The sequence below is a fragment of the Syntrophotalea acetylenivorans genome (assembly GCF_001887775.1).
Lineage (GTDB): Bacteria > Desulfobacterota > Desulfuromonadia > Desulfuromonadales > Syntrophotaleaceae > Syntrophotalea_A > Syntrophotalea_A acetylenivorans.
On sequence record NZ_CP015519.1, the window covers coordinates 1,638,078 to 1,656,873 of the forward strand.

General features: G+C 51.4%; 33 protein-coding genes. All 33 read right to left on the bottom strand.

Annotation, left to right across the window (positions count from 1 at the left end):
- Window positions 1-40 precede the first annotated feature (40 nt).
- Window positions 41-823, bottom strand: a complete 783-nt coding sequence (gene trpC, locus A7E78_RS07445; RefSeq protein WP_072283632.1) for an indole-3-glycerol phosphate synthase TrpC — start codon at window positions 821-823, stop codon at window positions 41-43.
- On the bottom strand, window positions 820-1,869 hold the full coding sequence (trpD, locus tag A7E78_RS07450) for an anthranilate phosphoribosyltransferase (RefSeq protein WP_072283633.1): 1,050 nt from the start codon (window positions 1,867-1,869) through the stop codon (window positions 820-822). The genes trpC and trpD overlap by 4 nt, the downstream gene beginning before the upstream one ends.
- Before the next feature lie 40 nt (window positions 1,870-1,909).
- Complete coding sequence (locus A7E78_RS07455; protein ID WP_072283634.1) at window positions 1,910-2,476, bottom strand: anthranilate synthase component II; 567 nt, start codon at window positions 2,474-2,476, stop codon at window positions 1,910-1,912.
- Window position 2,477: 1 nt separating this feature from the next.
- Entirely contained in the window at window positions 2,478-3,959 is a 1,482-nt protein-coding gene (gene trpE / locus A7E78_RS07460; protein ID WP_072283635.1) for an anthranilate synthase component I, read from the bottom strand.
- 139 nt (window positions 3,960-4,098) lie between these two features.
- Entirely contained in the window at window positions 4,099-4,587 is a 489-nt protein-coding gene (gene rplQ / locus A7E78_RS07465) for a 50S ribosomal protein L17 (protein WP_072283636.1), read from the bottom strand.
- A gap of 44 nt (window positions 4,588-4,631) precedes the next feature.
- On the bottom strand, window positions 4,632-5,648 hold the full coding sequence (locus A7E78_RS07470; RefSeq protein WP_072283637.1) for a DNA-directed RNA polymerase subunit alpha: 1,017 nt from the start codon (window positions 5,646-5,648) through the stop codon (window positions 4,632-4,634).
- 42 nt (window positions 5,649-5,690) lie between these two features.
- On the bottom strand, window positions 5,691-6,320 hold the full coding sequence (rpsD, locus tag A7E78_RS07475; RefSeq protein WP_072283638.1) for a 30S ribosomal protein S4: 630 nt from the start codon (window positions 6,318-6,320) through the stop codon (window positions 5,691-5,693).
- 20 nt (window positions 6,321-6,340) lie between these two features.
- Window positions 6,341-6,736 (bottom strand): 30S ribosomal protein S11, encoded by a 396-nt coding sequence (gene rpsK / locus A7E78_RS07480; protein WP_072283639.1) that lies wholly within the window; start codon window positions 6,734-6,736, stop codon window positions 6,341-6,343.
- An 11-nt stretch (window positions 6,737-6,747) separates the two neighbouring features.
- Window positions 6,748-7,116 (bottom strand): 30S ribosomal protein S13, encoded by a 369-nt coding sequence (gene rpsM / locus A7E78_RS07485; protein WP_072283640.1) that lies wholly within the window; start codon window positions 7,114-7,116, stop codon window positions 6,748-6,750.
- Window positions 7,117-7,137: 21 nt separating this feature from the next.
- Entirely contained in the window at window positions 7,138-7,251 is a 114-nt protein-coding gene (gene rpmJ, locus A7E78_RS07490; RefSeq protein ID WP_072283641.1) for a 50S ribosomal protein L36, read from the bottom strand.
- Between the two features lie 79 nt (window positions 7,252-7,330).
- A complete protein-coding gene (map, locus tag A7E78_RS07495) occupies window positions 7,331-8,080 on the bottom strand; it encodes a type I methionyl aminopeptidase (protein WP_072283642.1) in 750 nt (249 codons plus the stop codon).
- Entirely contained in the window at window positions 8,080-8,727 is a 648-nt protein-coding gene (locus A7E78_RS07500) for an adenylate kinase (protein WP_072283643.1), read from the bottom strand. The genes map and A7E78_RS07500 overlap by 1 nt, the downstream gene beginning before the upstream one ends.
- Before the next feature lie 15 nt (window positions 8,728-8,742).
- Window positions 8,743-10,053 carry a preprotein translocase subunit SecY gene (secY, locus tag A7E78_RS07505; protein WP_072283644.1) on the bottom strand — a complete coding sequence of 437 codons (1,311 nt, stop codon included), beginning with the start codon at window positions 10,051-10,053 and terminating at the stop codon, window positions 8,743-8,745.
- 1 nt (window position 10,054) lies between these two features.
- Complete coding sequence (gene rplO / locus A7E78_RS07510) at window positions 10,055-10,498, bottom strand: 50S ribosomal protein L15 (protein ID WP_072283645.1); 444 nt, start codon at window positions 10,496-10,498, stop codon at window positions 10,055-10,057.
- 23 nt (window positions 10,499-10,521) lie between these two features.
- A complete protein-coding gene (gene rpmD / locus A7E78_RS07515) occupies window positions 10,522-10,701 on the bottom strand; it encodes a 50S ribosomal protein L30 (RefSeq protein WP_072283646.1) in 180 nt (59 codons plus the stop codon).
- 24 nt (window positions 10,702-10,725) lie between these two features.
- Window positions 10,726-11,217: a 30S ribosomal protein S5 gene (gene rpsE / locus A7E78_RS07520; RefSeq protein WP_072283647.1), complete on the bottom strand. Its 492-nt coding sequence runs from the start codon at window positions 11,215-11,217 to the stop codon at window positions 10,726-10,728.
- A gap of 15 nt (window positions 11,218-11,232) precedes the next feature.
- Window positions 11,233-11,601 carry a 50S ribosomal protein L18 gene (gene rplR, locus A7E78_RS07525; protein WP_072283648.1) on the bottom strand — a complete coding sequence of 123 codons (369 nt, stop codon included), beginning with the start codon at window positions 11,599-11,601 and terminating at the stop codon, window positions 11,233-11,235.
- Between the two features lie 26 nt (window positions 11,602-11,627).
- Window positions 11,628-12,167 carry a 50S ribosomal protein L6 gene (gene rplF / locus A7E78_RS07530; RefSeq protein ID WP_072283649.1) on the bottom strand — a complete coding sequence of 180 codons (540 nt, stop codon included), beginning with the start codon at window positions 12,165-12,167 and terminating at the stop codon, window positions 11,628-11,630.
- 26 nt (window positions 12,168-12,193) lie between these two features.
- Window positions 12,194-12,592 (bottom strand): 30S ribosomal protein S8, encoded by a 399-nt coding sequence (rpsH, locus tag A7E78_RS07535; RefSeq protein ID WP_072283650.1) that lies wholly within the window; start codon window positions 12,590-12,592, stop codon window positions 12,194-12,196.
- A 22-nt stretch (window positions 12,593-12,614) separates the two neighbouring features.
- Window positions 12,615-12,800 carry a type Z 30S ribosomal protein S14 gene (locus A7E78_RS07540; protein WP_072283651.1) on the bottom strand — a complete coding sequence of 62 codons (186 nt, stop codon included), beginning with the start codon at window positions 12,798-12,800 and terminating at the stop codon, window positions 12,615-12,617.
- A 12-nt stretch (window positions 12,801-12,812) separates the two neighbouring features.
- Window positions 12,813-13,373: a 50S ribosomal protein L5 gene (rplE, locus tag A7E78_RS07545; RefSeq protein ID WP_072283652.1), complete on the bottom strand. Its 561-nt coding sequence runs from the start codon at window positions 13,371-13,373 to the stop codon at window positions 12,813-12,815.
- A 12-nt stretch (window positions 13,374-13,385) separates the two neighbouring features.
- Window positions 13,386-13,715 (bottom strand): 50S ribosomal protein L24, encoded by a 330-nt coding sequence (gene rplX, locus A7E78_RS07550; protein ID WP_072283653.1) that lies wholly within the window; start codon window positions 13,713-13,715, stop codon window positions 13,386-13,388.
- A gap of 24 nt (window positions 13,716-13,739) precedes the next feature.
- Entirely contained in the window at window positions 13,740-14,108 is a 369-nt protein-coding gene (rplN, locus tag A7E78_RS07555; protein WP_072283654.1) for a 50S ribosomal protein L14, read from the bottom strand.
- A gap of 12 nt (window positions 14,109-14,120) precedes the next feature.
- Complete coding sequence (gene rpsQ, locus A7E78_RS07560; protein ID WP_072283655.1) at window positions 14,121-14,387, bottom strand: 30S ribosomal protein S17; 267 nt, start codon at window positions 14,385-14,387, stop codon at window positions 14,121-14,123.
- A 22-nt stretch (window positions 14,388-14,409) separates the two neighbouring features.
- The gene (rpmC, locus tag A7E78_RS07565) at window positions 14,410-14,598 is read right to left on the bottom strand and encodes a 50S ribosomal protein L29 (RefSeq protein WP_072283656.1); all 189 of its coding nucleotides are present in this window, start codon (window positions 14,596-14,598) and stop codon (window positions 14,410-14,412) included.
- Entirely contained in the window at window positions 14,588-15,013 is a 426-nt protein-coding gene (gene rplP, locus A7E78_RS07570; RefSeq protein WP_072283657.1) for a 50S ribosomal protein L16, read from the bottom strand. Before rplP ends, rpmC begins: the two co-directional genes overlap by 11 nt.
- A 15-nt stretch (window positions 15,014-15,028) precedes the next feature.
- The gene (gene rpsC / locus A7E78_RS07575) at window positions 15,029-15,673 is read right to left on the bottom strand and encodes a 30S ribosomal protein S3 (RefSeq protein WP_072283658.1); all 645 of its coding nucleotides are present in this window, start codon (window positions 15,671-15,673) and stop codon (window positions 15,029-15,031) included.
- Between the two features lie 20 nt (window positions 15,674-15,693).
- Window positions 15,694-16,026, bottom strand: coding sequence for a 50S ribosomal protein L22 (rplV, locus tag A7E78_RS07580; protein WP_072283659.1), 333 nt, complete (start codon window positions 16,024-16,026; stop codon window positions 15,694-15,696).
- 35 nt (window positions 16,027-16,061) lie between these two features.
- Complete coding sequence (gene rpsS, locus A7E78_RS07585) at window positions 16,062-16,331, bottom strand: 30S ribosomal protein S19 (RefSeq protein WP_072283660.1); 270 nt, start codon at window positions 16,329-16,331, stop codon at window positions 16,062-16,064.
- Window positions 16,332-16,360: 29 nt separating this feature from the next.
- A complete protein-coding gene (rplB, locus tag A7E78_RS07590) occupies window positions 16,361-17,182 on the bottom strand; it encodes a 50S ribosomal protein L2 (RefSeq protein WP_072283661.1) in 822 nt (273 codons plus the stop codon).
- 33 nt (window positions 17,183-17,215) lie between these two features.
- Window positions 17,216-17,503, bottom strand: a complete 288-nt coding sequence (locus A7E78_RS07595) for a 50S ribosomal protein L23 (RefSeq protein WP_072283662.1) — start codon at window positions 17,501-17,503, stop codon at window positions 17,216-17,218.
- Entirely contained in the window at window positions 17,503-18,123 is a 621-nt protein-coding gene (gene rplD, locus A7E78_RS07600; RefSeq protein WP_072283663.1) for a 50S ribosomal protein L4, read from the bottom strand. Before rplD ends, A7E78_RS07595 begins: the two co-directional genes overlap by 1 nt.
- A 34-nt stretch (window positions 18,124-18,157) precedes the next feature.
- Complete coding sequence (gene rplC, locus A7E78_RS07605) at window positions 18,158-18,781, bottom strand: 50S ribosomal protein L3 (protein ID WP_072283664.1); 624 nt, start codon at window positions 18,779-18,781, stop codon at window positions 18,158-18,160.
- Between the last annotated feature and the right edge of the window lie 15 nt (window positions 18,782-18,796).

Sequence of the window (18,796 nt, forward strand, 5' to 3'; positions counted from 1 at the left end):
CTAGGCAAAGGTCAGAGAAAAAGAAAGGGGGAAACCAGAACTAGTCGTGCAACAGCTCCTGCAGCTTTTGCTCGAAATCCGCTTCTCGCATCAGACTTTCTCCGATCAGGAAAGCCCCGGCTCCGGCCTGCTGCAAACGGCGGATATCAGCCCGGCAGCGCAGGCCACTTTCGGCCACCACCAAACGATCCGCAGGAACCAGCGGCAACAAGCGTTCGGTAACCGCCAGGTCGGTATGAAAAGTTTTCAGATTCCGATTGTTCACACCGATCAACTCCACGGGTAGCTGCAAGGCCCTCTCCAGCTCACCCTCATTATGCACTTCGAGCAAAACATCCAGATCCAGATCCGAAGCCACCGAGACCAGATCGCTCAAAACATCTTGCGCAAGGGCGGCGGCAATCAACAACACCGCATCGGCTCCGGCTGCGCGAGCTTCATAAACTTGATAGGGATCGATCACAAAGTCTTTACGCAACAGTGGCAGGGAAACAATTTCAGCAATTGCCTCCAGATAGGCCAGAGATCCCATAAAAAAGCGTTGATCGGTGAGAACGGACAAACAGGTGGCACCACCGGCCTGATAACGCCTTGCAATATCGCACGGATCAAAATCGGCGCGAATGATCCCCTTGGAGGGAGATCCCTTTTTAACCTCGGCAATGATCGCCGTACCGACTGTCGACTGCTGCCGTAAGGCAGCTGCAAAACCACGGGGCTTACCTTGCTGCGCAATGCGTTCCTGCAACAGGGTCAGTGGCACTGCCTGGCACTGGTCATTTACCTCGCCGCGCTTGTGCTGAAGAATTTCATCGAGTATCACTGGTTGGTCATCCTGATAAGATCGTTGAGCTTGGACAGGGCCCGACCGCTGTCGATAGCTTCGGCAGCCCGCTCGATACCGGCCTGGATATCGCTAACCCGGTCTGCCGCCAAAAGGGCAAAGGCACTGTTCAACAGGACCACATCCCTGCGCGGCCCCTGCTCTCCTTGCAACACCGCCTGAACCAAATCGGCATTGACTACCGCGTCGCCACCCTGCAAGTCGGTCAGTTTGCAGCGCGACAGGGTAAAATCCTCCGGCTCAACAGTATACAGGCGTACCGCTTCCCCATTAATTTCGGCCACGCGGGTCGGCCCGGTCAAGGTCACTTCATCCATGCCGTCGAGCCCGTGTACGACAAAACCCCGTTTACAACCGAGTCGACTTAGAACCTGGGCCAGCGGTTCAACTAAACCTTCGCGATAGACTCCAAGCACTTGTCGGTCGGCTCCGGCCGGGTTGGTCAGTGGCCCCAAAATATTAAAAATGGTCCGAACACCAATTTCTCTACGAGGTCCGATGGCATGACGCATGGCCCCGTGCAAGGCCGGTGCAAACAGGAAACCGACTCCAAGGGTATTGACGCAAGATTCAACCTTGGCAACGGAAATATCGAGTTTGACACCGAGACACTCCAGGACATCGGCACTACCGCAAGCAGATGAGATACTGCGGTTACCGTGTTTCGCTACCTTAACACCACAGGCTGCAACCACGAAGGCGACCGTTGTGGAGATATTGAAGCTTTTGGTTCCGCTGCCTCCGGTACCGCAGGTATCGAGAATCGTTTCCCGGTCGGAATTGATCTCCTCACGGTCCATATCCAGCACCTTGCCAACCCTTACCGGGGTGGCATGGGCCCGCATAACTCGAGCCGCACCGGTGATTTCCTCGATCGTTTCACCTTTCATGCGCAGGGCGACGATAAAGGCACCGACCTGGGCCGGAGTCGCTTCCCCACCCATAATCTGTTCCATGACGTCGACCATCATGGATTCGGCCAGGTCGTGCTGTTCCACCAGCATGGCAATTGCTTGTTTAATCATGGACGCCTCAACAAAGACAGTACCTGCGCCTGAACAGTGTTCAGGTCATTTCTAGGAAATTATGCAGCAGACGTTTACCTTCAACCGTCAGAATCGACTCGGGATGAAACTGCACTCCCCAAAGAGGCAGGTTTCGGTGACGCATCCCCATGATCTCATCGGCCTCGGTCCAGGCGCTGATTTCAAAATCGGCCGGCAACGTAGCCCGTTCAACGATAAGCGAGTGATAACGAGTCGCATCGAAAGGACAGGACAACCCTTTAAACAATCCTCGATGGTCATGGTAAACAGGACTGGTCTTGCCATGCATCAGGTTTTTCGCGCGAATCACGCGGCCACCAAAGGCATAGGCCATGGATTGATGGCCGAGACAAACCCCCAGGATAGGAAGCTTGCCGGCCAGCTGTTGAATGGCACTTACCGAAATTCCGGCCTCGGCAGGAGAACAGGGGCCGGGGGAAACCACCAGGCGCCGGGGCTGCAAGGCGGCAATCTCGTCTACCGTAATCTTATCGTTCCGAAAGACTTTTACCTCTTCGCCGAGTTCCTGGAAATATTGCACCAGATTGTAGGTAAAGGAGTCGTAGTTATCGAGCATCAGCAGCATGTCAATCCAGCCCCTTTCGCGCCATATCGATGGCCTTCATCACGCCACGAGCCTTGTTCAGAGTTTCTTCATATTCAGAAGCTGGATCCGAGTCGGCTACAATACCGGCTCCGGCCTGTAAGTGAATACGATCATCATGGACAACCAGAGTGCGGATGGCAATCGCCATATCCATATTGCCGGAAAAAGAGAAATAGCCCACAGCGCCGCCATAGATCTCTCTTCGAGCAGGTTCCAGCTCTTCAATAATTTCCATGGCCCGAATCTTCGGTGCACCACTCAGAGTACCTGCGGGAAACGTTGCCCGCAACACATCATAAGCATCACAATCGGAACGCAACAGACCATGGACATTGGAGACAATGTGCATGACATGCGAGTAACGCTCAATGACCATCAGCTCGCTAACTTCAACGGAACCGGTACGGCAGACACGGCCAATGTCATTGCGACCTAAATCGACTAACATGATATGCTCGGCACATTCCTTGGGATCAGCAAGAAGGTCCTCTTCAAGCTGTAAATCCTCATCAACAGTCCCACCTCTGGGACGAGTGCCGGCGATGGGACGCACTTCCACTTCCGCTCCGACCTTTCGAACCAGCACTTCCGGAGAGGCACCGATGACCAAGGTTTTCTCAAAACGGAGAAAAAACATATAGGGAGATGGATTCAGGGTACGCAGAGCCCGATAAACATCGAAGGGAGGCGCGCCTAGGCGACCGGAAAGGCGCTGAGACAGAACTACTTGGATTATGTCGCCAGCGCGGACATACTCCTTGCACTGTTCAACAGCGGCCATAAATTCCTCCGCCGTAAAATCGGAGACGAAATCTTCCGCTGGACCATAGGCGGGTTCGGCAGAGATGGCGGCCAAAGGACTGCGCAACTTCTCAATAAGCTGATCAATTGCAACCAAGGCCTGACGATAGGCGACCTCCGGATCCTCATCCTCAGACAATGCAACATTACACACCACCTTGATCGTCTGGGCGACATTATCAAAAATAAGCAGGGTATCAGTCAGCAGAAAGCAGGCATCATAAGCCCCGATCTGCTGTTTGGAACAAGATGGCAGATCCTCGAAAAAACGGACCATATCGTACCCAAGATAGCCAACCAATCCTCCAAAGAATGGCGGTAAACCGTCGACCTGAACAGGTCGATAGGCCTCCATAAATTGTTTAATTTCTGCCAGGGGATCGGCGCTGGTACCGCTGTGAACAGAACCGTCTCGGCCAAGAACTTCAAATTGCTGGCCGCTGCAACGGAAGATCTTGCCAGGATTACTGCCGAGAAAAGAATAACGAGCCCACTTTTCACCGCCAGCGATGCTTTCCAGTAAAAAAGAATTCTGCCCGTCATCGATTTTTTTAAAGGCGGAAACGGGCGTTTCCATATCGGCCAGGATCTCTCGATAAACCGGGATCAGATTGCCCTGTTTGGCAAAGAGACGAAATTGCTTTAGAGAAGGAAAATACATTATGGGCTCCAGTAACTTAAGTAGGCAAAGCTACCATGGACAGCCGCGGTCGGTCAAGATTCAAGCCATTGGCTACAACAAAGAAAAAAGGCAAGGGGAACAACCCCCTTGCCTTTTTTCCTGATATATGAGCAGGTGCCTAGTCTTTGTCTTCGGCTTCAGCTTCTGACTCAGCCACGACTTCCTCGGTAGCAGCCTCAACTACAGGCTCTTCAACAGGAGCAACATCAGCTGCAGCCTCGGCAACTACTTTTTTGGGACGGGGAGTGAATTCCTCCTCGACCAATTCGATCAGACATACCGGTGCATTGTCGCCCGCACGATTGCCAAGCTTGATAATCCGAGTGTAACCACCGGGACGGTCTTTGTATCGGGGCGCGACCATTTCAAACAGCTTACCAACAACCTTGCGATCACGAATGACCTGCAGGGCCTGCCGCCGAGCGTGCAAATCTCCACGCTTACCGAGGGTGATCATCTTCTCAGCAACTTTCCGCAACTCTTTAGCACGAGTTATGGTCGTGGTGATTTTTTCATGATCGAGAAGCGATGTCACCATGTTGCGCATCATGGCGGCCCGATGACTCGAATTGCGGCCAAGCCGCCTGCCGGATTTATTGTGACGCATTGTTCTACGGTCCTTTCTTCGTTACTTAACGGGATCGCGGAGGATCAAAGATCCTCACTTCCCTCACGAATCATCTTAAGATATTCAGGGTCGGGAAAACCCTCCAGGGCCATCCCCAGAGACAAGCCCATCTCAGCCAAGATGTCCTTGATCTCATTCAGTGATTTGCGTCCGAAGTTCTGGGTTTTAAGCATTTCAGCTTCGGACCGCTGCACAAGGTCACCGATCAGGTGAATATTGGCATTTTTGAGGCAGTTGGCGCTACGCACCGAAAGCTCAAGCTCATCCACTGAACGATAGAGGTTTTCGTTAATCTTTCGACTCTCTTCATTCTCGTCGACGCCGTGCGTTTCAGCTTCTTCATCAAAATTGATGAAAATCTGCAACTGTTCCTTAAGAATCTTAGCCCCGTAGGCAACAGCATCATCAGCACGCACGCTGCCATCGGTAAAGACCTCGAGATTCAGCTTATCAAAGTTGGTGATCTGCCCAACACGAGCGTTGGTTACAGTAAAGTTCACCTTCTTGATAGGCGAGAAGATAGCATCAATCGGAATGGTGCCTACCGGTGCCTTTTCATCACGATTGCGCTCGGCAGGGACATAACCCTTACCCATAGCCACAACCATGTCCATTTCAACATCCGCTTCTTTGGAGCAGGTCAAAATATGATGATCAGGGTTAAGCACCTCGACATGTGAGTCGGTCACAATGTCACCTGCCGTTATTACCCCGGCACCCTTTTTGACAATGCGAATGTTTCGTACCTCATTGCCGTGCAACTTAAGCAAAACACCCTTGAGGTTCAAAATAATGTCGGTGACATCCTCGGTAACACCGGGGATTGTCGAGAACTCATGGAGTACGCCTTTAATCCGTACGGACGTAATAGCGGCACCCTGTAAAGACGACAAAAGAACTCGGCGCAGGGCATTACCCAAAGTAGTGCCAAATCCACGTTCAAAAGGTTCCGCCTTAAACTTCCCATAAGTATCGGACAGACTGTCCGATTCAATCTGGAGGCGCTTGGGCTTGATGAGATCTCTCCAGTTTTTATACATTCGTATCCTCCATAATGAGGTTACAACCGCCTCAGGCCGCGATTACTTCGAGTAGAGCTCGACGATCAACTGCTCCTGGAACGCAGGAGTCGTCATCTCTTCGCGAACAGGCAGAGTCTTCAAGGTTCCCTTAAAGGCATCCCGCTCCAACTCTACCCAGGAAGGTACGCCACGCCGCATCACACCGTCGAGAGAATCGTTGACACGCGTGATCTGACGGCTCTTTTCACGCAATTCGACGACGTCGTTGATGCGCATGATAAAAGAGGGAATATTTACTTTGCGACCATTGACCAGAAAATGTCCCTGACGGATGAGCAAACGAGCCTCATTGCGGGAACTGGCAAAGCCGAGACGGTAAACAACACTATCGAGCCGACGCTCAAGCAATACGAGCAGGTTCTCGCCAGTTACGCCCTTTGCACGATCAGCCTTGGCAAAATAAGCGCGGAACTGCTTCTCAAGCAAACCGTAAGTGCGTTTAACACGTTGCTTTTCACGCAACTGGGTTCCGTATTCAGAGACCTTAACACGACCCTGGCCATGAATGCCCGGGGCATAGTTCCGCCGTTCAACAGCACACTTGTCGGTGTAGCACCTGTCCCCTTTCAGGAACAACTTCATATTTTCCCTTCTACACTGACGGCAGACGGGTCCAGTATATCTAGCCAACGTTCATCCTCCTTGTATGGTTAGACTCTTCTGCGCTTCGGCGGCCGACAACCGTTGTGCGGAATGGGGGTCACATCCTTAATCATGCTGATGTTCAGACCAGCAGCCGAAATGGCTCTCAGGGCTGATTCACGGCCGGAGCCGGGACCTTTAACACGAATTTCAACTGAACGCATGCCATGCTCTTGCGCTTTCTTGGCAGCTTCTTCAGCAGCAATCTGGGCCGCGAAAGGGGTACTCTTACGGGAACCCTTAAAGCTATTGGCACCACAAGTCGACCAGGAAACCACATTACCGCTGACATCAGTAAACGTCACGATAGTATTATTGAAGGTTGCCTGAATGTGCGCAATACCATTAGCAACATTCTTTTTTTCTCTACTCTTTCTTACCGTCTTCTTACCAGGCTTAGCCATGGTTCCTCCGATTATTTCTTCTTACCAGCCACAGTTTTTCTAGGCCCCTTCCGGGTCCGTGCGTTGGTTTTGGTTTTCTGTCCGCGCACCGGCAGACCGCGGCGGTGACGCAGGCCGCGATAGCAGCCTAAATCCATAAGGCGCTTGATATTGGTCGAAACAACCCGGCGCAAATCGCCCTCAACCTCATATCCGCCGTCAATAACCTCTCTGATCTTAGCAACTTCAGCGTCGGTCAGATCGTCAGTGCGGGTATTGGGATCCACTCCGGCTTTCTGCAAAATATTTTGGGACAAAGACCGGCCTACACCGTAGATGTAGGTGAGGGCAATCTCAATCCGTTTATTTCTTGGTAAGTCGTTACCAGCAATACGTGCCAATGTATTTTCCTCCTGATCCGGTTATCCCTGCTTCTGCTTGTGCTTGGGATTTTCGCAGATGACCCTAAGAATTCCCTTGCGCTTAATTACTTTGCACTTAACGCAAATCGGTTTGACCGAAGCTCGCACTTTCATTGATTGTTCCTTTGTCCTATTAAGAAGTCGGCTAAACGAAGCTGCTTAAAAACGGCGCTCTTCCTTAACCGGGTGCCTATCAGATCTGAGTTAAAATCTGGGGTCCGTTCTCGGTAACAGCCACAGTGTGTTCAAAATGAGCCGATGGTCGGCCATCAACTGTAACCGCTGTCCAGCCATCACGCAAAATCTTTACCCCCGGAGAACCGGCATTAACCATTGGCTCGATCGCCAAGGTCATGCCAGAACGAAGTTGCTCACCACGCCCGGCACCGGGAACAAAATTGGGGATCTGAGGTTCTTCGTGCAGACCTTTGCCTATTCCATGCCCTACAAATTCTCTCACCACGCTGAATCCTTCCGCCTCAACGCAAGTCTGCACGGCTCGAGCAACATCATAGAGAAAACCTTGACACTGAACCTGTTCAATCGCCAGCGAAAGAGATTTTTCAGTGACCTCTATTAAATGTTGTTTTTCCTTGTTAATTTTACCAACGGGCACGGTGAAAGCGGAATCACCATAAAATCCGCGATAGATCACCCCGAAGTCAATACTCAGAATGGTCCCTTCAGAAAGCGGCCGATCATTTGGAAATCCATGGACAACCTGCTCATCTGGTGACGAACAAATACTGTATGGAAACCCGCCATAGCCCTTGAAGGCCGGCTTGGCCTGCCGCTTGCGGCATTCTTTTTCAGCTAAGCGATCCAACTCACCCGTAGTTACGCCTGGTTTGATCCGCTCTTTTAGCAGCGCGAGTATTTCCGCAACCACTCTCCCAGCGTCCCTCATCTTTCCGAGTTCAGCCTGAGATTTTAAAATTATCATTACTTGGAGCCCACAGCCACCAGGATCTGATCCTGCACCTTAGAGATTTCCTGCATGCCATCAACCGTCCGAACAAGGTCGGCTTGCTGATAGTAATCGATCAGAGGTGCCGTCTGTTCAGCATAAACCTCTAAACGTTTACGGATGGTCATCTCCTGGTCATCATCGCGGAGGTAAAGTTCACCGCCGCAGCTATCGCAGATGCCTTCCTGCGATGGCGGATCGAAACGTACGTGAAACATTTTACCGCAGTCACGACATGTTCGACGACCAGTGATACGCTCTACAACCGCGTCACTATCGACCTCAAGAGAAATCACTGCGTCAAGATCTTTACCAAGATTCTGCAAGCAGGTCTGAAGGGCATCGGCCTGAGGCACTGTACGGGGAAAACCATCTAAGATGAACCCAGGATTACAATCGGCCATCGCCAACCGTTCCTGAACGATTCCAACGACGACTTCATCAGCCACCAAAGCCCCTGCGTCCATCATGGCTTTAGCCTTGCGCCCCATCGGGGTTCCTTCTCGAACGGCAGAGCGAAGCATATCCCCAGTTGAAATCTGGGGTATTCCGAGCTTTTCAGAAATCATTTTTGCCTGGGTCCCCTTGCCCGAACCGGGCGGACCCAAAAAGATCATCTTCACAGGATCTCCTCCATACTAACCCTGCCGCCCCTTGAGGGTGACCCCCTTCATAAAGCCCTCATAGGACCGAGAGATCAAATGCGCTTCAATCTGCGCGGCAGTATCAAGACCAACCCCGACTACAATGAGTAGCGAGGTGCCGCCAAAAAAGAACTGGACATTAAACGAACTGATCAAAATTGTCGGCAACACGCATACCGCTGCGATGTAGATAGCACCAGCAAAAGTCAGTCGGTTTAATACATCATTAATATAGTCAGAGGTAGCCTTACCAGGCCTGATACCAGGAATATAGCCGCCCTGTTTTTTTACATTTTCCGCCACATCCAACGGGTTGAAAGTAACAGCCGTGTAGAAGTAACAGAAGAAGATGATAAATGCAACAAAAATGACATTATAAAGGATATGGGTCGGTGTCATCATGGCTGCAAATGCCTGCACCCACTCAATCTCAACCAGATTAGCGATTGTCGCAGGGAACATGATAATAGAGCTGGCGAAAATGGGTGGAATTACACCACTCATATTGACCTTGAGAGGCAAATGGCTTTTTTGTCCACCGTAGTTACGCATGCCCACGACGCGTTTGGCATAGTGAATGGGCAGCCTTCGCTGACCACGTTCCATAAACACAATCGCGCCGATAACAGCCACCATAACTGCAAGGATAACAATCATGACGAACAAGCTGATGGCGCCTGTATTCATAAGCCGAAGCGTATTGACAACCGCAGCCGGCATATTAGCCACAATACCTGCGAAAATGATCAGCGAAATACCGTTTCCGATCCCCCGCTCGGTAATCTGCTCGCCGAGCCACATGATAAAGGCAGTGCCGGCGGTGAGGGTCAAGACAGTCAACAGAATAAAACCAAGACCTGGTCCGGGAACTACTGGCTCACCGGCAGGACCGCTCATCTGCTGTAATCCAACCGCAATACCGGCACCCTGAACAATGGACAATACAATAGTACCGTAGCGAGTCCACTTGGTGATGGTTTTGCGGCCTTGTTCACCCTCTTTAGCCAGGCGTTCAACAGGTTCGAACACCACTCCCAACAGCTGCATAATAATCGATGCACTGATATACGGCATAATGCCCAGCGCAAAAACTGTCATGCGCTGCAAAGCACCACCGGTGAAGGCACTGACCATGCCTAGCAAAGTGCCCTGGCTTCCCTCAAAAAACTTTGCGAGAACCTGGGCATCAATGCCGGGGGTTGGGATATGGCAGCCAACACGATAAACGGCGAGCATCCCTAGCGTAAACAGGATGCGTCGCCGCAGCTCCGGTATACTGAAAATATTCTGGATGCTCTTTATCACGTTAGATAACCTCGACTTTGCCGCCGGCAGCTTCAATCTTCTGCTGGGCAGCCTTGCTGAACTTGTGAGCCTTAACAGTCAGCGCCTTGTCGAGATCGCCATCGGCAAGAATCTTGATGCCATCTTGAATTTTCTTTACAAGGCCGGCCTTACCAAGCGCTTCCATATCCACTACGGTACCTGCCTCAAAAAGATTTTGAAGGTCGCGCAAATTTACCAAGGCATAGACCTTTTTATCCAAAGGAGTAAAGCCACGCTTAGGAAGACGGCGCTGTAAGGGCATCTGGCCCCCTTCGAAGCCAGGCTTGGCACCACCACCACTGCGAGCATTCTGTCCCTTATGGCCTTTACCGGAAGTCTTACCGGTACCGGAACCCGCTCCACGGCCGATGCGTTTTCTATTTTTTGTTGAGCCGATTGCCGGCCTCAGATTACTCAGATCCATAACAGCACTTCCCCTGGATTGAATCAGTTCTCAACCACAACCATGTGAGAAACCTTGTTGATCATACCCCGAATTTCCGGCGTATCAGGCAACTCTACGGTCTTGTGCAACTTGGAAAGTTGCAATCCTTTGAGAACTTTTGTGAAATATTTATTGCGGCCAATACCGCTCTTGATCAACGTGACCTTAATCTGTTCGGCCATAAATCATCTCCTTTTCAGCGGTGCCTAGTCTTCGGCGCCAAGCCCACGGCGAGCCATAATTTCCTCGGCACTACGCAGTCGAGACAATGCGTCAACCGTAGCTCGAACAACATTATGAGGGTTGTTGGAACCAAGGCACTTGGACAGGATATCGCCCACTCCGGCAGCTTCAAGCACCGCGCGGACTGCACCGCCGGCAATTACGCCGGTACCGGGCGAAGCCGGCTTGAGCAGGACCTTACCAGCACCAAACTTGCCGATAATATCGAAGGGAATGGTCCGGTCTGCCAATGGTACCGTGATCAGGCTCTTTTTCGCCTGTTCAACGCCCTTTCGGATAGCTTCGGGAACCTCTTTGGCCTTGCCATGCCCAAAGCCGACACGACCTTTACCATCACCAACAACAACCAGAGCTGAAAAGCTGAAGCGGCGTCCACCCTTAACGACCTTTGCGCAGCGATTGATATGTACCACGCGGTCAGTTAATTCCATTTCGTTGGGATCATTGCGAAGCAAAGAAATCCTCCTTACCTAAAAAGACAGACCGGCTTCCCTGGCCGCATCGGCCAGGCCCTTGATACGGCCGTGATAAAGGAAACCGTTACGGTCAAAAACCACTTCTTTAATATCTTTAGCGAGGGCCTTTTTGGCGACAGCAGTGCCGACAGCCTTGGCCGCGTCAATATTGCCGGTTCCCTTCAGATCCTCAACAACCTCTTTACAAAGAGTCGATGCAGCAACCAAAGTGGTGCCAGTAGTATCCTCTATAATCTGGGCGTAAATATGTTTGGCACTGCGGAAGATACAGAGACGGGGTCTTGCGCTGGTACCACATACCTTGCGGCGCACCCGTGCCTGCCTCTTTAACCTTGCCTGACGCCTTTTAGTCGCGACGTTCACTGTCTGTCTCCTTGACCTTAAGTCAGTTATTTTTTGCCAGCTTTGCCAGCCTTACGGATGATTCGTTCATCGGCATATTTGATACCCTTGCCCTTGTAAGGCTCAGGCGGCCGGAAAGAACGAATCTTGGCTGCTGTAGCACCAACGAGTTCTTTGTCGATACCACGTACGATAATCTTGGTCTGCTTTTCGACCTCGGCACTGATTCCTTTGGGCAACGGATATTCGATGCCGTGAGAGAAACCGAGAGCCAGATTAAGAGTTGACCCTTTGAGATCAGCACGATAGCCAACGCCGTTGATTTCAAGGATTTTTTCAAACCCTTTAGTTACGCCATCAACCATGTTAGCCAGCAATGAACGCATCAGACCCTGATAGGCACGGGCCCCCTTGCTTTCATCTGCACTCTGAACGAGCACCTGATCGGCCTCGACAGAAATCCCGACACCGGCCACAATCGACCGCTTAAGTTCACCCTTAGGGCCCTTGATGGTCAGTTCATCATCTTTCAAAGAAATCTGAACGCCACTCGGTATAGCTACGGGTTTTTTCCCTATTCTTGACATTTTCTGGGCTCCTTAGCCGTATCTACTTACCAGATGGCGCAGAGAATCTCACCGCCCACCTGGGCCTCCCGAGCAGCCACATCGTGCATCACCCCCCTAGAGGTAGAAATGATGGCAGCGCCCAGGCCATTTTTAATCACCGGAATCTCGTCCTTGCCGACATATACTCGTCGGCCAGGGGTGGAAACCCGCTTAATTTCATGAATTACGTGCTTATCTTCGCCGTCGAATTTTAAATAGATCCGCAATACGCCTTGCTTGTCATCCGCTGCGGTCTTGAAATTCTTAATATAGCCAAGATCCTTGAGCACCGTCGCCACAGCTACTTTGAGCTTGGATGACGGGATGTCGCACTTCGAGTGCTTTGCGAGACCCGCGTTGCGAATCCGGGTCAGCATATCCGCGATAGGATCGGTCATTGCCATGGATGCAACTCCTTCGTTCTGTTTACCAGCTTGACTTAATCACGCCGGGGAGCTTGCCCTCCAACGCGAGCTTACGCAGGCATATACGACACATGTCGAATTTCCGGTAATAGGCCCTAGGACGGCCACACAGGGGACAGCGGTTATAAGCCCTCACCCCAAACTTCTTAGGCCGCGTCGCCTTGATCTTCATCGATTTTTTAGCCACTGTTATCCTCCGCTAGCCTTCGGTACCGCTGCTCTTTTTACGAAAAGGCATGCCGATCGCGGTCAACAACGCCCGGCCCTCCTCATCGTTGCGAGCCGTGGTCACAATGGTCACATTGAGCCCCTTAACCTTATCCACCTGCTCCAGGTCGATCTCGGGGAAAATGAGTTGCTCACGTACACCAAGGGTGTAATTGCCCCGCCCGTCAAAACCTTTGGGCGAAATCCCCTTGAAATCACGGACTCGCGGCAATGCCACATTAATCAGTCGATCAAGGAACTCGTACGCTCGATCACGCCGCAAAGTCACCATACAACCGATGGGCATACCCTCACGTAACTTGAACTGAGCAATAGAACGCTTAGCCTTAGTGACAACCGCTTTCTGTCCGGTAATCTTTTCCAGTTCCTGGACCGCTGACTCAAGAATTTTAATATTCTGAATCGCTTCGCCCAGACCCATATTAACGATCACCTTCTCAACGCGTGGCACTTCCATCACGTTCTTGAGCTGAAGATCCTGGGCAAGCTTCGGAGCAAGTTCGGCTCGATAAGCTTCTTTCAGTCTGGCCATGAAAATCCTCCGTTACTTATCCACTATCTCGTTGCACTTCTTGCAGAAGCGGACCTTGCTACCGTCCTCAAGGATGCGTTTTCCAGTACGGGCCGGCTTGTTGCAGGCATTGCACAACAACAACACGTTAGACCCGCTCAGGGGCGCTTCCTTTTCGACAATGCCGCCTTCGGTATTGAGGCGATTAGGCCGAGTATGGCGCTTAATCATATTGATACCCTCAATCACCACCTTACCGGAGTCGGAAAAGACGCGAACGACTTTACCGCTCTTGCCCTTCTCTTTGCCGGCTATCACCATCACCATGTCGTCTTTTTTGACATGTAGTTTACTTGCTGCCATCGTATCAATCTCCCCGTCTCAACATTAAAGTACTTCGGGCGCCAACGACACAATTTTCATGAACCGCTTGGCCCGTAACTCACGAGCGACAGGACCGAAAATTCGCGTGCCTACCGGTTCCCCGGCCGGGTTGACGACGACCGCAGAGTTCTTATCAAATCTAATGGCCGATCCGTCCGGACGAGGAGTTTCCTTGGCGGTGCGGACGATGACCGCACGGATCACATCCCCTTTTTTAACCTTGGAATTCGGGAGCGCCTCTTTGACGGAGCAGATGATGATGTCGCCGATACCGGCATATTTCCGCTTAGAACCACCCAACACCTTGATGGTGCAAAGCTTACGAGCGCCGGAGTTATCCGCCACATCGAGCATCGTCTGCATCTGAATCATGACTTGTATCTCCTAGACAATTACGTTCTTTTCAAGAATTTCGCGGACTCTCCACCGCTTGTCGCGAGACAACGGTCTGGTCTCCACGATGGTTACCTTGTCACCAATGCCACATTCGTTATTTTCATCATGGGCTTTATAGGTAACCCGCCGCTTAATGTACTTCTTATAGGTTGGGTGCTTTACCAGTTTTTCGACTTTAACCACGACGGTCTTATCCATCTTGTCGCTGGTAACCACCCCAGTACGGGTTTTTTGATTGCCGCGTTCACTATTCATTTGAGATCCTCCCCAGTCCTTCCTAGCTTCGTTTTTCCCGTAAAATGGTCATGACCCGGGCAATATCCTTGCGGGTCTGGGGAAGCCGGGCACTATTCTCAAGCTGACCGGTAGCAAGTTGGAATTTGAGATTAAACAGTTCCTGATTCAATTCCTGAGACTTACTTTCCAATTCCTCGACACTGAGGTCTCTAAGCTCGTTACCCTTCATGAGCTATTTCCTCCCTCATCACAATCTTGGTCTTCATCGGCAGCTTATATGCCGCCAACCGCAGCGCTTCCGTTGCAACTTCTTTATCTACACCCTGCATCTCGTAGAGCACCATGCCGGGCTTGATAACTGCAACCCAACTTTCCGGAGAACCCTTACCTTTACCCATGCGGGTTTCGGCAGGCTTACTGGTCAGAGGCTTGTCGGGAAAGATGCGAATCCATATCTTACCACCACGTTTTACGTGACGGGTCATGGCACGACGTGCTGCTTCGATCTGTCGCGAGGACAGCCAACCGCACTCCACAGCCTTAAGGCCGTAATCACCGAAGGTAAGTTCAGTCCCTCGGCTGGCAGTCCCGGTCATGCGACCAGTAAACTGCTTTCTATGTTTTACCTTCTTGGGCATTAACATGGCAAAATACTCCTATCAAATCGCTTTTTGGTCCTGCGAAAGCACTTCGCCCTTGAAGATAAGAACCTTAACGCCGATGATGCCGTAGGTCGTCTTCGCTTCGGCGAATCCGTAGTCGATATCGGCCCGCAGAGTATGGAGCGGAACGCGCCCTTCACGGTACCACTCGGTACGGCTCATCTCGGCGCCGCCAAGGCGGCCGGCACAGGTAATCTTGATACCCTGTGCACCGAATTTGAGAGCCATACTAACACTCTTCTTCATGGCGCGACGGAATGCGACGCGGCGCTCAAGCTGGAGAGCAACGTTTTCAGCAACCAGCTGTGCGTCCACCTCGGGCTTACGCACTTCCTGGATGTTTATGAAAACTTCCTTGTCAGTGAGTTTGGCCAGTTCCTTTTTGAGGACTTCGACCTCAGCACCCTTTTTGCCAATGATAATACCGGGGCGAGCCGCAAAAATATTAATCTTAACCTTGCTTGCCGCACGCTCCAGGTCGATCTTGGCGATCCCGGCGTGGTAAAGACGCTTCTTCAGATAGTCACGCAGCTTGATATCTTCGTGCAGAAGCTTACTATAATCGCCTTCGGCATACCAGCGCGCGGCCCAGGTCTTTACAACCCCTAACCGAAATCCTATTGGATGAACTTTCTGGCCCAAACCATCACCTCCTCAAAAGTCTATTTCTCGTCCAGCACAACAGTAATGTGACTGGTCGGCTTACGAATTTTGGTAGCACGCCCTTGGGCGCGCGGCATGAAGCGTTTGAGGACCGGACCCTGATCGACAAAGATAGTCTTTACCATCAGGCGGTCGACATCCGCTACTCCTTTTTGCTCGGCATTTGCTACAGCCGAGCTCACCACAGAAGCAACGATATCAGCCGCTTTCTGGGGGGAAAACTTAAGTATATTCAGGGCTTCCTGAACACCCTTCCCACGAACCATATCGACAACAAGCCGGGTTTTCTGCGGCGAAAGGCGAGCATATTTTAGCTTGGCTCTGGCTTCCATGAATCAAACTCCTCTTTCAAAATCTCTTCCGAGATTTAGCGTTTTTTATCCGAGCCGTGCCCATAATAAGTCCGGGTCGGAGCAAACTCACCAAGCTTGTGGCCTACCATGTTTTCAGTCACAAAAACAGGAATGAACTTTTTGCCGTTGTGCACAGCAAAGGTATAACCCACAAATTCGGGAATAATCGTCGAACGCCGCGACCAGGTTTTGATTACCTTCCGTGACCCGCCGGCATCTTCCAAATCAATCTTGCGCAGCAGGCTTTCCTGTACGTACGGCCCTTTTTTTATCGATCTAGCCACTATCGTCTCCTATCAAATGGAACTGCAGGCTATTTTCTGCGACGGACAATAAAACGGTCAGTCCGCTTATTAACCCTGGTTTTATAGCCCTTGGTCGGCACACCCCAAGGTGTAACAGGGTGACGACCGCCGGAACTCTTACCTTCACCACCGCCGTGCGGATGGTCTACCGGGTTCATGGCAACACCGCGAGTCTGCGGACGCTTACCAAGCCAGCGGTTACGGCCGGCCTTGCCAATCTTGACATTTTCATGTTGAACGTTGCCAACCTGGCCTATGGTGGCTCGGCAGTCCTGCAATACCAAACGCACTTCCCCGGAAGGTAAACGCAACTGCGCGTAACGACCTTCCTTGGCAGCGATCATGGCGTAGGCGCCGGCACTACGGGCTAATTGGCCACCCTTACCAATCCGCAACTCGATATTATGTACCCAGGTACCGAGAGGGATTGAGCGGATAGTCATGGAGTTGCCCGGCTTGATGTCAGCTTGCTCGCTGGCAATAACCGTATCCCCAACATTAATCCCTACCGGAGCGAGGATATAACGCTTTTCACCATCGGCATAATTAAGCAGGGCAATCCGCGCCGACCGATTAGGGTCGTATTCAACCGAAACGACCTTGGCCGGAATTTCAGCTTTATCCCGCTTGAAATCGATGATCCTGTATTTACGCTTATGGCCACCACCGGTATGGCGCTTGGTGATACGACCAAGATTGTTGCGCCCACCACTCTTTTTCAGGGGTGCCAGCAAAGACTTTTCCGGCTTCCCGGCAGTAACTTCCCCAAAATCGGCCGAGGTCATGTGACGACGACCTGGCGAGGTAGGTTTGTACTTTTTAATCGCCATTATCCTAACTCCGTATTGCTGAATTGAACCCTATCAAACACCAAACAAATCGAGTTTGCTGCCCTCGGCCAAAGTCACGTAAGCTTTTTTCCAATTGGAACGCTTACCGAATTTGCGGCCAACCCGCTTGATCTTACCAGCCACCAAAACCGTGTTGACCCGCGCTACCTTGACTTCGAAGGCTTTTTCAATCGCCTGCTTAATCTCAATTTTGTTAGCGCTAGGCAGAACTTCAAAAGCAACAACCTGGGCCCCTTCGGAAGCCTGATAGACCTTTTCGGTGACCAGGGGTTTCTTAACTATCTGATGCAAAGGTTTCATTATGCTAACGCTCCTTCAAGCTGAGCCACTGCGCCTTCAGTGAGGACCAGGTTCTTGTGGTTCATCACATCGTAAACATTGACCCCGTCCGCCTTGAGCACTTTGACATGGGGGACGTTGCGGGCAGAAAGCTCTACATTGGGGTTTTCGCCATCAAGAACAATCAAAACGTTCTCCAGCTCAAAGCGCTTGAGCACCTCGACAAAACCTTTGGTACCAATACTTTCAAGATCAAAACGATCGAGAACAGCGATCTTTTCTTCTTTATATCGTGCAGAAAGAGCACAGCGCAGAGCAGCTTTTTTAACCTTGCGATTCAACTTAAAGCTGTAATCGCGAGGCTGAGGACCAAAGGCCGCGCCGCCGCCTACAAAGTGAGGAGCTCGGTTAGTACCCTGACGGGCATTGCCGGTTCCTTTCTGACGATAAAGTTTTTTACCGCCACCGGCTACCGCGCTGCGGTTTTTGGTACAAGCATTTCCGCCGCGTCTGGCCGCCAATTGGTAGCGCACCATATCGTGAATCAGGTATCCTTTAACATCGGCATTAAATACCGCGTCCTCAAGCTCACGCTCGGACACCTTTTTATTATCTATGTCGTAAACAGCAATCTTCGCCATGGTCTATCTCCAAATCGTCTTTGACGTGTGCGATTCAGCCTTTGCTGATAATCACCAATCCATTTTTCGGACCCGGCACCGCACCCTTGACCAGCACCAGATTCATCTCAGGCCGCATCTCTACTACCTGCAGACCTTGAGTGGTAACGCGCTCGTTACCCATTTGGCCGGCCATTTTTTTACCCTTAAAAACCTTTGACGGCCAAGCGCTACAGCCGATCGCACCAGGACCACGATGAAACTTAGAACCGTGGCTTGCACGACCACCGGCAAAATTCCAGCGCTTCATAACACCCTGAAAGCCCTTACCCTTGCTGGTTCCGGTGACATCAATCACATCTCCTGCCGAAAGCACGGCGTCGCAAGAGATTTGATCGCCGACATTATAGCTATCGACATCATCCGTACGAACCTCGCGCACATAAGCAAAAGCGCCCTTACCGGCCTTTTTGAAATGGCCCATCTCAGGCTTGCTGGTGCGATGAGTTTTCTTTTCGCCGAAGCCGAGCTGAAGGGCATTATAGCCGTCCGTCTCTACGCTTTTTTTCTGCAGCACGACACAGGGACCGGTCTCAACAACCGTAACCGGAATGCACTTGCCGTCTGCCGCGAAGACCTGGGTCATGCCCAGCTTCTTACCCAAGATACCCTTCATCATTGCACGTACCCTTAA

What these genes read in the sequence shown, in the direction of transcription:
- trpD (WP_072283633.1), bottom strand. Translation starts at nt 1,869, where the DNA reads ATGATTAAACAAGCAATTGCCATGCTGGTGGAACAGCACGACCTGGCC.
- A7E78_RS07455 (WP_072283634.1), bottom strand. Translation starts at nt 2,476, where the DNA reads ATGCTGCTGATGCTCGATAACTACGACTCCTTTACCTACAATCTGGTG.
- trpE (WP_072283635.1), bottom strand. Translation starts at nt 3,959, where the DNA reads ATGTATTTTCCTTCTCTAAAGCAATTTCGTCTCTTTGCCAAACAGGGC.
- rplQ (WP_072283636.1), bottom strand. Translation starts at nt 4,587, where the DNA reads ATGCGTCACAATAAATCCGGCAGGCGGCTTGGCCGCAATTCGAGTCAT.
- A7E78_RS07470 (WP_072283637.1), bottom strand. Translation starts at nt 5,648, where the DNA reads ATGTATAAAAACTGGAGAGATCTCATCAAGCCCAAGCGCCTCCAGATT.
- rpsK (WP_072283639.1), bottom strand. Translation starts at nt 6,736, where the DNA reads ATGGCTAAGCCTGGTAAGAAGACGGTAAGAAAGAGTAGAGAAAAAAAG.
- rpmJ (WP_072283641.1), bottom strand. Translation starts at nt 7,251, where the DNA reads ATGAAAGTGCGAGCTTCGGTCAAACCGATTTGCGTTAAGTGCAAAGTA.
- map (WP_072283642.1), bottom strand. Translation starts at nt 8,080, where the DNA reads ATGATAATTTTAAAATCTCAGGCTGAACTCGGAAAGATGAGGGACGCT.
- rplO (WP_072283645.1), bottom strand. Translation starts at nt 10,498, where the DNA reads ATGGATCTGAGTAATCTGAGGCCGGCAATCGGCTCAACAAAAAATAGA.
- rpmD (WP_072283646.1), bottom strand. Translation starts at nt 10,701, where the DNA reads ATGGCCGAACAGATTAAGGTCACGTTGATCAAGAGCGGTATTGGCCGC.
- rplF (WP_072283649.1), bottom strand. Translation starts at nt 12,167, where the DNA reads ATGTCAAGAATAGGGAAAAAACCCGTAGCTATACCGAGTGGCGTTCAG.
- rpsH (WP_072283650.1), bottom strand. Translation starts at nt 12,592, where the DNA reads ATGGCAATGACCGATCCTATCGCGGATATGCTGACCCGGATTCGCAAC.
- rplE (WP_072283652.1), bottom strand. Translation starts at nt 13,373, where the DNA reads ATGGCCAGACTGAAAGAAGCTTATCGAGCCGAACTTGCTCCGAAGCTT.
- rplX (WP_072283653.1), bottom strand. Translation starts at nt 13,715, where the DNA reads ATGGCAGCAAGTAAACTACATGTCAAAAAAGACGACATGGTGATGGTG.
- rplN (WP_072283654.1), bottom strand. Translation starts at nt 14,108, where the DNA reads ATGATTCAGATGCAGACGATGCTCGATGTGGCGGATAACTCCGGCGCT.
- rpsQ (WP_072283655.1), bottom strand. Translation starts at nt 14,387, where the DNA reads ATGAATAGTGAACGCGGCAATCAAAAAACCCGTACTGGGGTGGTTACC.
- rpmC (WP_072283656.1), bottom strand. Translation starts at nt 14,598, where the DNA reads ATGAAGGGTAACGAGCTTAGAGACCTCAGTGTCGAGGAATTGGAAAGT.
- rplP (WP_072283657.1), bottom strand. Translation starts at nt 15,013, where the DNA reads ATGTTAATGCCCAAGAAGGTAAAACATAGAAAGCAGTTTACTGGTCGC.
- rplV (WP_072283659.1), bottom strand. Translation starts at nt 16,026, where the DNA reads ATGGAAGCCAGAGCCAAGCTAAAATATGCTCGCCTTTCGCCGCAGAAA.
- rplB (WP_072283661.1), bottom strand. Translation starts at nt 17,182, where the DNA reads ATGGCGATTAAAAAGTACAAACCTACCTCGCCAGGTCGTCGTCACATG.
- A7E78_RS07595 (WP_072283662.1), bottom strand. Translation starts at nt 17,503, where the DNA reads ATGAAACCTTTGCATCAGATAGTTAAGAAACCCCTGGTCACCGAAAAG.
- rplD (WP_072283663.1), bottom strand. Translation starts at nt 18,123, where the DNA reads ATGGCGAAGATTGCTGTTTACGACATAGATAATAAAAAGGTGTCCGAG.
- rplC (WP_072283664.1), bottom strand. Translation starts at nt 18,781, where the DNA reads ATGATGAAGGGTATCTTGGGTAAGAAGCTGGGCATGACCCAGGTCTTC.